9 protein-coding genes are annotated in these 13,887 nt (G+C 65.3%); 3 read left to right on the plus strand and 6 right to left on the minus strand.

Annotation, left to right across the window (positions count from 1 at the left end; translation table 11 throughout):
- Positions 1-27: 27 nt before the first annotated feature.
- From KHO27_RS14160 to KHO27_RS14170, 3 genes are read left to right on the plus strand one after another with little or no spacing between them, the layout of a single operon-like run.
- Positions 28-1,266: an exonuclease SbcCD subunit D C-terminal domain-containing protein gene (locus KHO27_RS14160; RefSeq protein WP_111533431.1), complete on the plus strand. Its 1,239-nt coding sequence runs from the start codon at positions 28-30 to the stop codon at positions 1,264-1,266.
- Positions 1,263-4,907 carry an AAA family ATPase gene (locus KHO27_RS14165; RefSeq protein ID WP_214500392.1) on the plus strand — a complete coding sequence of 1,215 codons (3,645 nt, stop codon included), beginning with the start codon at positions 1,263-1,265 and terminating at the stop codon, positions 4,905-4,907. The genes KHO27_RS14160 and KHO27_RS14165 overlap by 4 nt, the downstream gene beginning before the upstream one ends.
- Positions 4,904-5,497, plus strand: a complete 594-nt coding sequence (locus KHO27_RS14170) for a glutathione S-transferase (protein ID WP_214501989.1) — start codon at positions 4,904-4,906, stop codon at positions 5,495-5,497. The genes KHO27_RS14165 and KHO27_RS14170 overlap by 4 nt, the downstream gene beginning before the upstream one ends.
- Before the next feature lie 157 nt (positions 5,498-5,654).
- Here KHO27_RS14170 and KHO27_RS14175 read toward each other — a convergent pair whose 3' ends face one another.
- The 6 genes from KHO27_RS14175 to pepN all read right to left on the minus strand — a co-directional run bounded on the left by KHO27_RS14175 (position 5,655) and on the right by pepN (position 13,882).
- Positions 5,655-5,831, minus strand: coding sequence for a hypothetical protein (locus KHO27_RS14175; RefSeq protein ID WP_177486000.1), 177 nt, complete (start codon positions 5,829-5,831; stop codon positions 5,655-5,657).
- Between the two features lie 232 nt (positions 5,832-6,063).
- A complete protein-coding gene (locus KHO27_RS14180) occupies positions 6,064-7,194 on the minus strand; it encodes a lactonase family protein (RefSeq protein ID WP_214500393.1) in 1,131 nt (376 codons plus the stop codon).
- Positions 7,160-7,450 carry a DUF5629 family protein gene (locus tag KHO27_RS14185; protein ID WP_110704480.1) on the minus strand — a complete coding sequence of 97 codons (291 nt, stop codon included), beginning with the start codon at positions 7,448-7,450 and terminating at the stop codon, positions 7,160-7,162. The genes KHO27_RS14180 and KHO27_RS14185 overlap by 35 nt, the downstream gene beginning before the upstream one ends.
- Positions 7,451-7,550: 100 nt before the next feature.
- Positions 7,551-9,944 carry an efflux RND transporter permease subunit gene (locus tag KHO27_RS14190; protein ID WP_102685351.1) on the minus strand — a complete coding sequence of 798 codons (2,394 nt, stop codon included), beginning with the start codon at positions 9,942-9,944 and terminating at the stop codon, positions 7,551-7,553.
- Positions 9,941-10,957, minus strand: a complete 1,017-nt coding sequence (locus tag KHO27_RS14195; RefSeq protein ID WP_214500394.1) for a WD40/YVTN/BNR-like repeat-containing protein — start codon at positions 10,955-10,957, stop codon at positions 9,941-9,943. The genes KHO27_RS14190 and KHO27_RS14195 overlap by 4 nt, the downstream gene beginning before the upstream one ends.
- A gap of 267 nt (positions 10,958-11,224) precedes the next feature.
- Positions 11,225-13,882, minus strand: a complete 2,658-nt coding sequence (pepN, locus tag KHO27_RS14200) for an aminopeptidase N (protein ID WP_111533424.1) — start codon at positions 13,880-13,882, stop codon at positions 11,225-11,227.
- Between the last annotated feature and the right edge of the window lie 5 nt (positions 13,883-13,887).

Below are 13,887 nucleotides of genomic sequence, written 5' to 3' on the forward strand. Positions count from 1 at the left end.
CCCTGCCGCTCACCCTACGGATCTTCCATGCGTCTGTTTCACACCTCCGACTGGCACTTGGGCCAGAGCCTGCATGGCCAGGAACGCGACTTCGAACACGCCTGCTTCCTCGACTGGCTGCTCGGCCAGCTGCGCCTGCGCCAGCCCGATGCGCTGCTGATCGCCGGCGACATCTTCGACACCGTCAATCCGCCGGTCAAAGCCCAGGAGCGCCTCTACGACTTCATCGTCCAGGCCCATGAGCAACAGCCCAAGCTGGACATCGTGATGATCGCCGGCAACCACGACTCCGGCTCGCGCATCGAGCTGCCGGCGCCACTGATGCGCCGCCTGCGCACCCACGCCCTGGGCCGCGTGCACTGGCTCGACGAAGGCCAGCTGGACGCCGAGCGCCTGCTGATCCCGCTGACCAACGCCCGCGGCAAGGTCGGCGCCTGGTGCCTGGCCCTGCCCTTCCTGCGTCCCGCCGAAGTCACCGGGCCGGCGCTGGGTGACGACTACCTGCAGGGCATCACCCAGGTCCACGAGCAGTTGATCGCGGCGGCGCAGAAGAAACGCAAGAAGGGCCAAGCGCTGGTCGCCATCAGCCATGCGCACATGGCCGGCGGCAGCATCTCGGAAGACTCCGAACGCAGCCTGATCATCGGCAATGCCGAGGCGCTGCCAGCGCGGCTGTTCGACAAGGCCATCAGCTATGTCGCCCTGGGTCATCTGCACAAGCCACAGAAGGTCAACCGCGAGGATCGCATCCGCTACAGCGGCGCGCCGATCCCGCTGTCCTTCGCTGAAATCAACTACCCGCACCAGGTGCTGGAAGTGGAGCTTGAGGGTGCCGACCTGGTCAGCGTCGAGCCGCGCCCGGTGCCGCGTGCCGTGGCCCTGCAGCGGGTCGGCCCGGCACCGCTGGGCGAGTTGCTCGAGCAACTGGGGCAGTTGCCGGTGATCGACCTGCTCGAGGACCCCAACCGCCAACCCTGGCTGGAGGTGCGGGTGCGCCTGGACGAGCCGCAGCCCGACCTGCGCCAGCAGATCGAGACGGCCCTGCAGGGCAAGGCTGTGCGCCTGGTGCGCATCAGCGCCGAGTATGCCGGCGCCGGGCGCCAGGAGGAGGACGACCAAGCCTTTGTCGAACTGGCGCAATTGACCCCGCAGGACCTGTTCGGCCGTGCCTGGCAGCAACAGTACGGCAACCCCGCCGACGAGCAGGCCCTGGCCGACTTTGCCGAACTGCTGCAGGACGTGCTGCAAGAAGAGGAACGACCATGAAGATTCTCGCCATCCGCCTGAAGAACCTGGCCTCCCTTGCCGGCCCCATCGACATCGATTTCACCGCCGAGCCCCTGGCCGGCGCCGGCCTGTTCGCCATCACCGGGCCGACCGGGGCCGGCAAGAGCACACTGCTCGACGCGCTTTGCCTGGCCCTGTTCGGCAGCGTGCCACGCCTGAACGATATCGCCCGGGAAGCCAAGGTGCCGGATGCCGACGGCGAGATCCCCACCTCAGACCCACGCAACCTGCTGCGCCGTGGCACCGGCAGCGGCTTTGCCGAGGTGGATTTCATCGGTATCGACGGCTGCCGCTACCGCGCCCGCTGGGAAGCCAATCGCGCCCGCGAGAAAGCCACCGGCAAGCTGCAGAACAGCCGCCAGAGCCTCTACGACCTGGACAGCGAGCAGTTGCTGGGTAGTGGCAAGAACGAATACAAGCAACTGGTCGAGGCTCGCCTGGGCCTGAACTTCGAGCAGTTCACACGTGCAGTGATGCTCGCCCAGAGCGAGTTCGGCGCGTTCCTCAAGGCCGACGACCGTGAGCGCAGCGAGTTGCTGGAAAAGCTCACCAACACGGCGATCTACACCCGCCTCGGCCAGCGCGCCTTCAGCAAGGCTCGGGAAACCGGCGAGGTTCACAACGACCTGAAGAAGCAGGCCGAGCACCTGCTGCCAATGGACGCCGAAGCCCGCGCTGCCCTAGACCAGGAACTGGAACTGGCCCTGCAACAGTTCAAGGCCGACCAGTCGCGCCAGCGCCTGCTCGAGCAACAGCGCACCTGGTTCGAAGAACAGCAGCGCCTGCACGCCCAGCACCATGAGGCCGGCACTGCCCTGCAAGCTGCCGAGCAGGCGTGGCAGCAACTGGCCGAGCAGCGCGTCGACCTGCAACGCCTGGAGCGCCTGGCGCCCCAGCGCCACCAGTTCCATCGCCAACAGCACCTGGCCGCGCAACTGGCCCCAGTGCAGGCGGATATCGACCAGCAACAACGCCAGCAAAGCGATCTGCAGCAACATGTCGACGCACTGCAGCAGTCCCTTGAAGCGGCCCGCCAGCACCTGGGCCAGCAGCAGGCCCTGCAAGGCGAAAACGCTCCACGCCTGCGCCAGGCCTTCGCCGCTCAAGGTGACATTGCACGCCTGGACAAGGACCTGGCCGAACAACGCGAAGCCTGCAACCAAGCCGAGCAGGAGGCCAGCGCGGGCCAGCAGCAACTGCACCAGCTGGAAGACCATCAGCAGCGCAGCCAGCAGCAGCTGTCGCAGATCGATGCCGCCCTGGCCGAAAGCCAGCACCTGGGCGGCCTCGCCGACGCCTGGCAGGCCTACCTGCCACAACTCAAGCAGGTCATGCTGATCGGCGGCCGCCTGGCCAAGGGCCGCGAAGAGCTGCCCGGACTGCAGGCCCAGGCCAGCCAGGCCAACGCCCAACTGCAAGCGCAACGCGAGCATTTCGAGCTGCTGTTCCGCGAAGCTGGTGCCGAACCCCATGCGTTGGCCGAGCAGGTCGATCTGCTCGGCGCCATGCTCCAGGACAACCGCAAGCAACAGCGCGCCGTCGAAGAGCTGACCCGCCTGCATGGTCGCGAGCAGGAACTGCGCCAGGCCATCGCCACCCTGCGTGAACGCCAGCAACAAGCCATGCAGCGGCGCCAGCAACTGATCGGCGAAGGCACCGCGGCCAAGGCCGAGCTGGAAAGCGCCGAGCAAGCGCTGACCCTCACCCGTCAATTGCTCGAGCGCCAGCGCCTGGCGCGCAACACCAGCGTCGAGGAGCTGCGCGCGCAACTGCGCGACGGCGAGCCTTGCCCGGTCTGCGGTAGCGCCGAACACCCGTTCCTCCAGCCCGAAGCGCTGCTGCACAGCCTTGGTCGGCACGACCAGGCCGAGGAAGAGGCGGCGCACAAGCAAGTCGAGCAGCTCAATGGCAAGCTCGTGGAACTGCGCACCGAACTGGGCGTGGTCAATGCCCAACTCAAGGATTACCAGCAACAACAGCAGCAGCTCGGCGAGCAGTTGCAGCCTGTGACCGAACAGCTCCAGGCCCATGCCCTGTGGCCGGCGCTTGCCCCGCAGGACGACGCGGCCCGCGGCAAGTGGCTCGACGGCCAGTTACGCCGCCTCGGCGAGGAGATCGACCGCGACGAGAAACGCCAAGGCGCCCTGCTCGCCCTGCAGAAGGATGCCGCTCGCCTTACCCAGCAATTGCAGGCCGCAGGCGAAGCCCAGCAACAGGCGCAGCGTCACCTCGAGCAGCAGCACCAGGCCCTGGCCGCCGACGCCCAGCAACTGGAACAAAGCCTCGACGACCTGGGCAGCGTGCTGCCCCAGGACATTCTCGAGGCCCTGCGCGACGATCCGGCCAACGCCTTCCTCGGCCTCGACCAGCAGATCGCCCAGCGCCGCCAACAGCTCGACCTGCGCAAGGACGAGCAGGGAGAGCAACAGGCCCGACAAGTCCAGCTCGACAAGCTGCGCGACCAGCAACAGGCACGCCTGCAAGGGCAGCAGCAACTGCAACAGAAACTCGCCGCGTTGGACGCGCAACACCAGCAGGTCCGCGCCACCCTGGGCGAGCTGCTCGGTGAACAGCCCAGCGCCGAAGCCTGGCAACAGTACATGGACACCCAGCTGGAACAGGCGCGCAGCGCCGAGGCCGACTGCGCCCAGAAACTGCAAGCGCTGCACACCCAAAGCGTGCAGCTGGCCGCCGACCTCAAGGCCAACCAGCAGCGCCAACAGGCCCTGGAACAGGAGCATCAGCAGTTGCAGGGCGAGATCGCCCACTGGCGCAGCGCGCACCCTGAGCTGGACGATGCCGGCCTTGACCGCCTGCTGGCCATCGACGATGCCCAGCTCGGTGAACTGCGTCAGCGCCTGCAAACCGCGGAGAAGTCCGTCGAGCAGGGCCGCGTGCTGCTTCAGGAGCGTGAACAACGCCTGCAGCAGCATGCCAGCCAGGCCCACGGCGAGTTGCCGGTGGAAGAGCTGGAGCAAGCGCTAAGCGAGCTCCAGCAGCAGCTGGCTGTTCAAGAACAATGCTGCGCCGAGCTACGCGCGCGCCAGGCCGACGACCAGCGCCGCCAGCACGCCAGCCAGGCCCTGGCCGAGCAGATCGAGCAGGCTTACCAGCAATGGCAGCGCTGGGCACGGCTGAATGCGCTGATCGGCTCAGCCTCCGGCGATGTGTTCCGCAAGATCGCCCAGGGCTACAACCTCGACCTGCTGCTGCACCACGCCAACAGCCAGCTGCGCCAATTGGCCAAACGCTACCGCCTCAAGCGTGGCGGCAGCGCCCTGGGCCTGCTGGTGCTGGACACCGAGATGGGCGACGAGCTGCGCTCGGTGCACTCGCTGTCGGGTGGCGAAACCTTCCTGGTCTCACTGGCCCTGGCCCTGGGCCTGGCGTCGATGGCCTCGAGCACCCTGCGCATCGAATCGCTGTTCATCGACGAAGGCTTCGGCAGCCTCGACCCCGAGTCGCTGCAACTGGCCATGGACGCCCTCGACGGTCTGCAGGCCCAGGGCCGCAAGGTGGCGGTGATTTCCCACGTGCAGGAGATGCACGAACGCATCCCGGTGCAGATCCAGGTGCGCCGTCAGGGCAATGGCCTGAGCGATGTCGAGGTGTGCGGGTGATTCTCTACTCGTTCCGCCGCTGCCCCTGGGCCATGCGCGCACGCCTGGCGCTGCGCTACGCCGGGTGCGACGTGCAGGTGGTCGAGGTAAAGATGAAGGAAAAGCCCGCCGAGCTGCTGGCACTGTCGCCCAAGGGTACGGTGCCGGTGCTCGATACCGGGAATGGCGTGCTGGAGGAAAGCCTCGACATCATGCGCTGGGCGCTCGACCGACACGACCCCGATGACTGGCGCCTGCTGGCCGACCCGGCGGCGGCGCGCCAGGCCGACGCGCTGATTGCCCGTAACGACAGCGCGTTCAAGGCGCAGGTGAACCTGTACAAATATGCCGAGCGCTATCCAGAGTATTCCCGGGCCCATTACCGCACCCACGCCGAGCCCTGGCTGGCCGAACTGGAAAGCCTGCTTGAAGGCAGGCCCTGGCTACTCGCCGAGCACCCGAGCCTGGCCGACGCCGCCTTGCTGCCCTTGATGCGCCAGTTTGCCGGGGTCGAACCGCAATGGTTCGCCGAGGCGGCTTATCCGCGGCTGCGGAGCTGGTTGCAGGGCTGGCTGGAATCGGCGCTGTTCAAGGCCGTGATGGCCAAGTGAGACAGCGTGTCGCTCAGAGCGCCAGAATCGGCGCGGACATCAACAACAGCACAACCGCCGTGATACGCCACATCATGCTCTGCCCCTTTGGCGAGTCAAAAATTTAGCGTCAAATTAAATCACATGGCTTTGTGCTATTACCAATGCCTTTACACACTCAATTGGAGTGCTTGCTCAAGGCGGCATGGAAATGCGCGCTTTGTTGCAGGTACTTCTGGGTGTAGCTGTTGGTGCTCGACGCCTTCGCGTGCTGCTCCGCCTGGGCATGGGCTGGCAGAACGACGGAGGCGGAGATGGCGGAGGCGGCGATGAGTGGGAAGAGATTGAAGTTCATGCTGGCAGACCTCGACTTCGGTGGTTGACGTTGGCCCGTCGTGGGCCTTGGGTCAAAACTTACGCCGATAGGTCCGCCTGTAAAAATTCATTGCGGCAGTAGCCATTATCATGGCCATTGATAATCAAGGCGGGAGGGCAACAACGTGGGAGCGGGCTTGCCCCGCGATCGCAGGGCCGGCCTCATCGCGGGGCAAGCCCGCTCCCACGCCGGAGGTTTTCAGCCCCTGCCATTATTCGAGGAACTTGAGGTCCGAAGGCGCCTGCTGCGCCAACTTCTGCACGGTGTCCCCCAGCTTGCCGCTGCGCGGATCGCGGCGCATGACCACGATCTGGTTGCTCTTCTGGTTCGCCACCAGCTGGTAGTTGCCACTGGGGTCGAGGGCAAACTCGCGGGGATGGTCGCCCTCGACCGAGCGGCGCTGCACCAATCTCAGTTGGCCGTCATCCTTGCCTACCGCATACACCACGATCTCGTTGGCAGTGCCGCGATTGCTGACATAGAGGAAGCGGCCATCGGCCGACAGGTGCAGCCCGCCCGCGGCCCTGGCCGCTGCATCCTTGCTGTCGGTCAGCGGCAAGCGCTGGCGCTCGGTCAGAGCACCGTCCTGCACATCGAATACCACCACCTCGGCGCTCATCTCCAGCGTCAGGTAGGCATGCCGGCCCTTGGCGTCGAACAGCAGATGACGCGGGCCACTGCCCGGTGGCAACGCCACCGACGGCGGAATCGCCGGGCTCAGCGGATGCTCGGGGCTGGCGCCGTCGTAGCGGTAGATGAACACCTTGTCCGCGCCCAGGTCGCTGGCATACAGGTGGCGGCCATCGGGCGACAGCACCAGCGAATGCACATGGGCACCGGCCTGGCGCTCGGGGTTGACCTTGCTTGGCGTGTGCCGGGCCTGCTGCACCACCGGCTTGAGCTTGCCGTCCCTGGCCACCGGGATCACCACCAGGCTGCCACCGGGGTCGGGAGCGACGGCGTAGTTGGCGACAAACAGGTAGCGCTGGTCATGGCTCAGGCTGGCGTGGGTCGGCTCGTCGCCCTGGCTGGGCACCTGGTTCAGCAGCTTGATCTCGCCCTTGCTGCTTAGCGAGAAGCTGCTGACGTTGCCCTTGGGCGTTTCATTGACGGCGAACAGCTGGCGCTGGTCGGCAGACAGCACTAGCCACGAGGGGCTGACACTCTTGACCACCTGCCGGGGCTTGGCGTCGATCTGGCCAGTGCGAGCGTTGAAGTCGTAGCGGTAGATCCCTTCGCTGCCGTTGTCGGTGTAGCTGCCCACCAGCAACGTGGCGGCCTGGGCGTTGACTGACAAAGCCATGAGGCTAGCGGTCAGCAGGCGTGTCCATTTCCTGTTCATCGTCTTCTTCATCCGGGGCACGAAAGGCACTCATACAGACTAGACGATGCTCGCCTTCATCAGTGGCCAGGCTCCAGTCGTCGCCCTCGCCATTGGCGGCAGCGATCTGCTCGGAGGTGAAGGTCCAGCGGCGCAGTTGGCGGCCGTCCATGCATTCGATGGTGAGGCCGGTTTCGTCGAGGTTGAAGTCGAAGGCGTGCAGGCCGTCGATCAGGAGCATGTCGCAGGCTGCGAGGGCGGTGGCGAGGGTGGTCATGGTAATACCATTTCAGACAAAGGCCGCCATTATACGCAATCGCGGGTCAAGTCGCGTCGGCGGTGCGCCGATGCGACTTGACCCGCGATAATGGCGTCACTCAATGGGCGAAGATCGACCCGCCCTCCTTGCCCGCCAATTTCTCTGGCTTGATCAGGAACCGCGCCAGCGCCGGCAGCAGCCACAGGGCGCCGAACATGTTCCACAGCAGCATGAAGGTCAGCATCAGGCCCATGTCGGCCTGGAACTTGATCGCCGAGAAGATCCAGGTGCACACGCCGATGGCCAGGCACAGGCCGGTGAACAGCACCGCCTTGCCGGTGGAGCGCAGGGTCTCGTAGTAGGCCTCCTGCAACGGCAGGCCGGCGCGCAGGAAGCTCTCCAGGCGGCTGTAGATGTAGATGCCGTAGTCCACGCCGATGCCCACGCCCAGCGCCACCACCGGCAGCGTGGCGACCTTCACGCCAATGCCCATGAAGGCCATCAGCGCGTTGCCCAGTACCGAAGTCAGCACCAGCGGCAGGACGATGCACAAGGTCGCGGCGAACGAGCGGAAGGTGATCATGCACATTACCGCCACGCAGATGTACACGAGGATCAGGATGGTCAGCTCGGCCGACTTGATCACCTCGTTGGTGGCGGCCTCGATGCCAGCATTACCCGCCGCCAGGAGGAACTGCAGGCCGTCCTTGCTGTGGCTGTCGGCGAAGGCCTTGGCCGCGGCGGTGACCCGCTCCAGCGTCTCGGCCTTGTGGTCGTTGAGGAATACCAGCACCGGTGCCAGCGAGCAGTCGGCGTTGTACAGACCGTCGGCCCGGGCAATGGAGTTGTTGAGGATATCCGGGTTGCGCGACAGGGTTTCCCATTTCAGGCTGCCCTCGTTCATGCCCTTGATGACCTGCTTGGAAACGGTCACCAGGGAGATGGTCGACTGCACCCCCGGGGTGTTGTCCATGGTCCACATCAACTCGTCGATCGGCGCCATGGTCGAGTGGATCGAACAGCTCTCGGCCGGGGTCTTGACCATGATCACCAGCACATCGGAACTGGTCGAGTAATTGCTGATGATGAAGCTGTTGTCCTGGTTGTAGCGCGAGTCCGGGCGCAGCTCCGGCGCGCCCTGGTCGAGGTCGCCGATCTTCAGGTTCTGGCTGTACCAGAGGCCGCCGCCGAATGCCAGCAGCGCCAGCACCACCGATACCGGCGCCACCTTGGGGCTGGCGAAGTTGGACAGCAGGCGCCAGAACGGATGCTCGCGGGTCGCATCCTTCTTGCTGCGGGCGATGGCCTTCTGGCTGATGCCGACGTAGCTGATCGCCACCGGCAGCAGGATCAGGTTGGTGAACACGATCACCGCCACGCCGATCGAGGCGCCGATGGCCAGCTCGCGGATCACCCCGATGTCGATGATCAGCAGGGTGATGAAGCCCACGGCGTCGGCGAGGATGGCGATCATCCCCGGCAGGAACAACTGGCGGAACGTGCGCCGCGCTGCGGTCAGGGCGTTGTCGGCGTCGCTGGACTGCAGGGCGATGCCGTTGATCTTCTGCACGCCATGAGAGATACCGATGGCGAAGATCAGGAACGGCACCAGCATCGAGTACGGGTCCAGGCCGAAGCCCACCGCATGCATCAGCCCCAGCTGCCAGACCACCGCCACCAGGGTGGTGATGAGCACGGCGATGGTGCTGCGGATGCACCAGGTGAACCAGTACAGCAGCGCCCAGGTGATCACCAGCGCCACGCCGAAGAACATCGCCACCATCACCAGCCCGTCGATCAGGTCACCGACCTTCTTCGCGAAACCGACGATGTGAATCTTCACGTTGGGGTTCTGTGCCTGGAACTTGTCGCGGATCTTCTCTTCCAGCTGGTGGGAGAACTGCTGGTAGTCGAGCTTGACCTGGCGCCCCGGATCCTGCGGGTCGGGATGGTTCTCCAACAGCGGGATGTCGATGATGCTGGATTTGAAATTGTTGGCCACCAGGCGCCCCACCTGGCCTGACTTGAGCACGTTGTCGCGCAGGGTGTCGAGGCTGTCCTGGGAGCCATTGTAGGTATTGGGGATCACCTCGCCGCCGGAGAAGCCCTCTTCGGTGACCTCGCTCCAGCGCACGCTCGGGCTCCACAGCGACTTGAGCCCGGCGCGGTCGACGCCGGGGATGTAGAACACCTCGTCATGGATCTGGCGCAGTGTCTCCATGTAGTCCTTGTCGAAGATGTCGCCATTGACCGCCTCCACCGAGACGCGCACGGTGTTGCCGAGGTTGGCCAGGTCGTTGCGGTGCTCCATCATCTGCTCGATGAACGGATGCTGCAGCGGGATCATCTTCTCGAAACTGGTGGACGGGCGGATCTGTGTGGCCTGCCAGAACAGGAACACGCTCACCAGCAGGCAGATGGCGATGACCACGGGGCGGTTGTTGAAAATCAGGCGTTCCAGCAGGGTGGCCTTGTCCTTGTGCTGCATGTCGAAGCTCTCCCGGCTGGTCATGGACGCACCTCCTGGGTACCGTCGGCCGAGGCCAGGTGCACGCCCCCTTGCCCGACCAGCAACAGGCCGCCACCGCCCAGGCCACTCACACCCGACAGGGCGATGCGGTCGGCGCGGTTGCGCACACTGAAGGTCTGCCCGTCGTCATGGCTGCGCAGCACGCTGCCGCCATTGCCAACCAGCACCAGGCTGCCGTCCTCGAGAAGCGTAGCGCTTGCCAGGCCGAATTCGAGCGGACCGCGTTCGGCCTTGAGCTCGACTGGCTGCCAGCTGTCGCCGAAATCGGTGGAGCGGAACAGGTTGCCGCGCAGGCCGTAGGCCAGCAGCGTGTTGGACTGGGTGGTACCGATCACACCGAACAGCGAGCCCTCGTAGGGGCCCTGCACCGTTGTCCAGCTCTGGCCGGCATCGCTGGAACGGAACATGCTGCCCTGCTCGCCGACGATGAACAGGCCAGCGTCCTTCACCTGGGTAATGGCGTTGAGGTGAAGCTGGTCGGGGTTGTCCAGGCGCTCGGCGACGTCCTGCCAGTGCTGGCCGCCATCGGTGGTCTCCAGCAGCGCGCCATAGGCGCCCACGGCAAAACCATGCTGCGCGTCGATGAAGCGCACGTCGAGCAAGGGCGCTTCGCGGGACAGGTCTTCGAACTGCTTGCTCCAGGTCGCGCCGCCGTCGTTGCTGGCGAGGATCTGGGCATCATGGCCGACCGCCCAGCCGCGCTTGTCGTCGAGGAAGAACACGGCGGTAAGCAGTTGCCGGGTGGGCACCCGGGCCTGGGTCCAGGTCTTGCCCTGGTCGTCGGAGAACAGAATATGGCCGCGATCGCCAACCACCACCAGGCGCTGGCCGGCGTGGGTGGCGCCGATCAACAGGCTCTGGCTGGCCTTGGCCGACTCCACCGAGTATTCCTCGGCGGCCACCGCCGCCTCGGCATTGCCGGCGCCGATGCCCAGCGCCAGTGCCAGCATCGCGCCTGCCGCCAGCCTGCGGCGTGGCGTAAACCGCTCTCTCATGACTGCCCCCTGTTGTGTTCTTGTGGTGGGTCAATCTATTGCCAGGCACTGCCGAAACCCCTGGTCCAGAGGCCTGGAATAGCTTCTGGCCATCGTATCGGGCTTGTCCGACAGAAAACAACGAGCGGGACGTTATGTTTTGTTAACCGTCAAACGCATCGCGGGGCAAGTCGGTTCGCCGCATCGCCGCTCCCACGCCGCACGAGGTATGGCGTGGGAGCGGCGATGCGGCGAACCGACTTGCCCCGCGATAGCGTTGGACCAGGCTTACGCCAAACTCTTGCTCACCACCTCGTACACATCGCTGGACAGCGCACCGGACGCGAGGATCCGCTCCAGCTCACCCTTCATCAGCGCCTGACGCTGGTCGTCATACTTGCGCCAGCGGGTCAGCGGCGCCAATTGACGTGAGGCGATCTGCGGGTTCAGCGCATTGAGCTCGATCACCAGATCCGCCAGGAAGCGATACCCCGAACCGTCAGCGGCATGGAAGTTGACCAAGTTCTGCCCGGCGAAACCACCGATCAGCGCGCGCACCTTGTTCGGGTTCTTCAGGGTGAAGGCCGGGTGCTGCATCAATGCCTTGACCCGCGCCAGGCCGCCCGGCAGGGTGCTGGCCGCCTGCACGCTGAACCACTGGTCCATGACCAGCGGGTTGTCCTTGAAGTGCTCGGAGAAGGCATCCAGGGCCTTGGCGCGCTCGGCCTCGAACGGCGAGTTGACCAGCACCGCCAGGGCGGTGAGACGCTCGGTCATGTTGTCGCAGTGCTCGTACTGCTCCAGGGTCGCCTCGAGCACCTGCGGCTTGCCGCTGAGCATCAGGTACGACAGGGCGATGTTCTGCAGGCTGCGGCGGGCGAAGTGCTCGGCCGAGGCCACGTAGGCGGTCTTGCGCGAGACCTCGCGGTTGGCCTGGTAGCGCGCCCACAGGGCACCGAACAGCTGTTCGGCGATCTGCCGGCGGGCGAACTCGCGGGCGGCGTGGATGGCATCCACATCGGCCACCTGGCTGATCTCGGTGAGGTAGGCCTCGCCCGGCAGCGAGAGCATCTCGGCGACCATGGCAGGGTCCAGCGACTCGTTGCCAATCACAGTGCCCAGTGCGGTGATCAGGCGCTGGTCGAGGGCCAGTGCTTCGCCACGCTGGTGCTGGCCGATCAGCTCCTGGAGCACCTGCACGGCCAACTGCTGCCCCGCTTCCCAGCGGTTGAAGCCGTCGCTGTCGTGTTGCATGAGGAACATCAGCTGGTCGCGATCGTACGGGAAGCTCAGCTTGACCGGTGCGCTGAAGCCGCGCAGCAGCGACGGCAGCGGCTGGCTGGCAATACCTTCGAAGGTGAAGGTCTGCTCGGCTTCGGTCACCGACAGCACGCGGCTGGTGCCAGTGGCGGCGCTTTCGCCGGCCAGGCGCAACGGCAGGTCGTTACCTTGGGCATCCAGCAGGCCCAGCGCCACCGGGATCACGAACGGCAGTTTCTCAACCTGCCCCGGTGTCGGCGGGCAGCTCTGGCGGAAGGTCAGGCTGTAGCGCTGCGCGGCAGCGTCATAGGCCTCGCTGACCTCCAGGCGCGGGGTGCCGGCCTGGGTATACCAGCGCTTGAACTGGGTCAGGTCGACGCCGTTGGCGTCTTCCATGGCCTTGATGAAGTCGTCGGTGGTAACCGCCTGGCCATCATGGCGCTCGAAGTACAGGTCGCTACCCTTGCGGAAGCCCTCGGCCCCCAGCAGGGTGTGGACCATGCCGACCACCTCGGCGCCCTTCTCGTACACCGTCAGGGTGTAGAAGTTGGAGATCTCGATGAAGCTGTCCGGGCGGATCGGGTGGGCCATGGGGCCGGCGTCTTCGGCGAACTGATGGGTACGCAGGTAGGCGACATCCTCGATGCGCTTGACCGTGCGCGAATTCATGTCGGCGCTGAACTCGGCATCGCGGAACACCGTGAAGCCTTCCTTGAGCGACAGCTGGAACCAGTCGCGGCAGGTCACGCGGTTGCCCGACCAGTTATGGAAGTACTCGTGGGCCACCACGCCCTCGACCCGCTGGTGGGCGGCGTCGGTTGCGGTCTCGGCGCGGGCCAGCACGCAGCTCGAGTTGAAGATGTTCAGGCCCTTGTTTTCCATGGCGCCCATGTTGAAGTCGTTGACCGCGACGATCATGAAGATGTCCAGGTCATATTCACGGCCGTAGACTTCCTCGTCCCAGCGCATGGACTTCTTCAGGCTGACCATGGCGTGGTCGCACTTGTCGAGGTTTTCTTCCTCGACATAGATACGCAGGGTCACGGCGCGGCCGGACTGGCGGGTGAACTCGCTCTCGACGCACCACAGGTCACCGGCTACCAGGGCAAACAGGTACGCCGGCTTCTTGAACGGGTCTTCCCAGGTCGCCCAGTGGCGGCCATCCTCACCCGGGCCACTGCCCACCGGGTTGCCGTTCGACAGCAGCACCGGATAGCGATGCTGCTCGGCGATCACCGTGGTGGTGAACGTGCTCATCACGTCCGGGCGGTCGAGGTAGTAGGTGATCTTGCGGAAGCCCTCGGCCTCGCACTGGGTGCAGAACATCTTGCCGGACTTGTACAGGCCTTCCAGCGCGGTGTTGCTTTCCGGGTGAATCTTCACGCTGGTGTCGAGGGTGAAGCGCTCGGCCTTGGGCTGCACGGTGAGGCTGTGGTCATCGAGCTGGTAGTCATTGGCGTTCAGCGTCTGGTCGTCCAGTTGCACGCTCAGCAGCTCCAGGTGCTGGCCATCGAGCACCAGCGGCGGCAGGCCGGCGCCGCGCTCGGGGTTTCGGCGCATGACCAGCTGCGCATGGACCAGGCTGTGGTCCTCGAACAGTTCGAAGGTCAGGTGGGTCTCGTCGATCAGGTACTCGGGGGCCTGATAGTCCTTGAGGTAGATCACTTGCGGTTGTTCGGTACGCATGGTGA

This window comes from Pseudomonas sp. RC3H12 (genome assembly GCF_018596375.1).
Lineage (GTDB): Bacteria > Pseudomonadota > Gammaproteobacteria > Pseudomonadales > Pseudomonadaceae > Aquipseudomonas.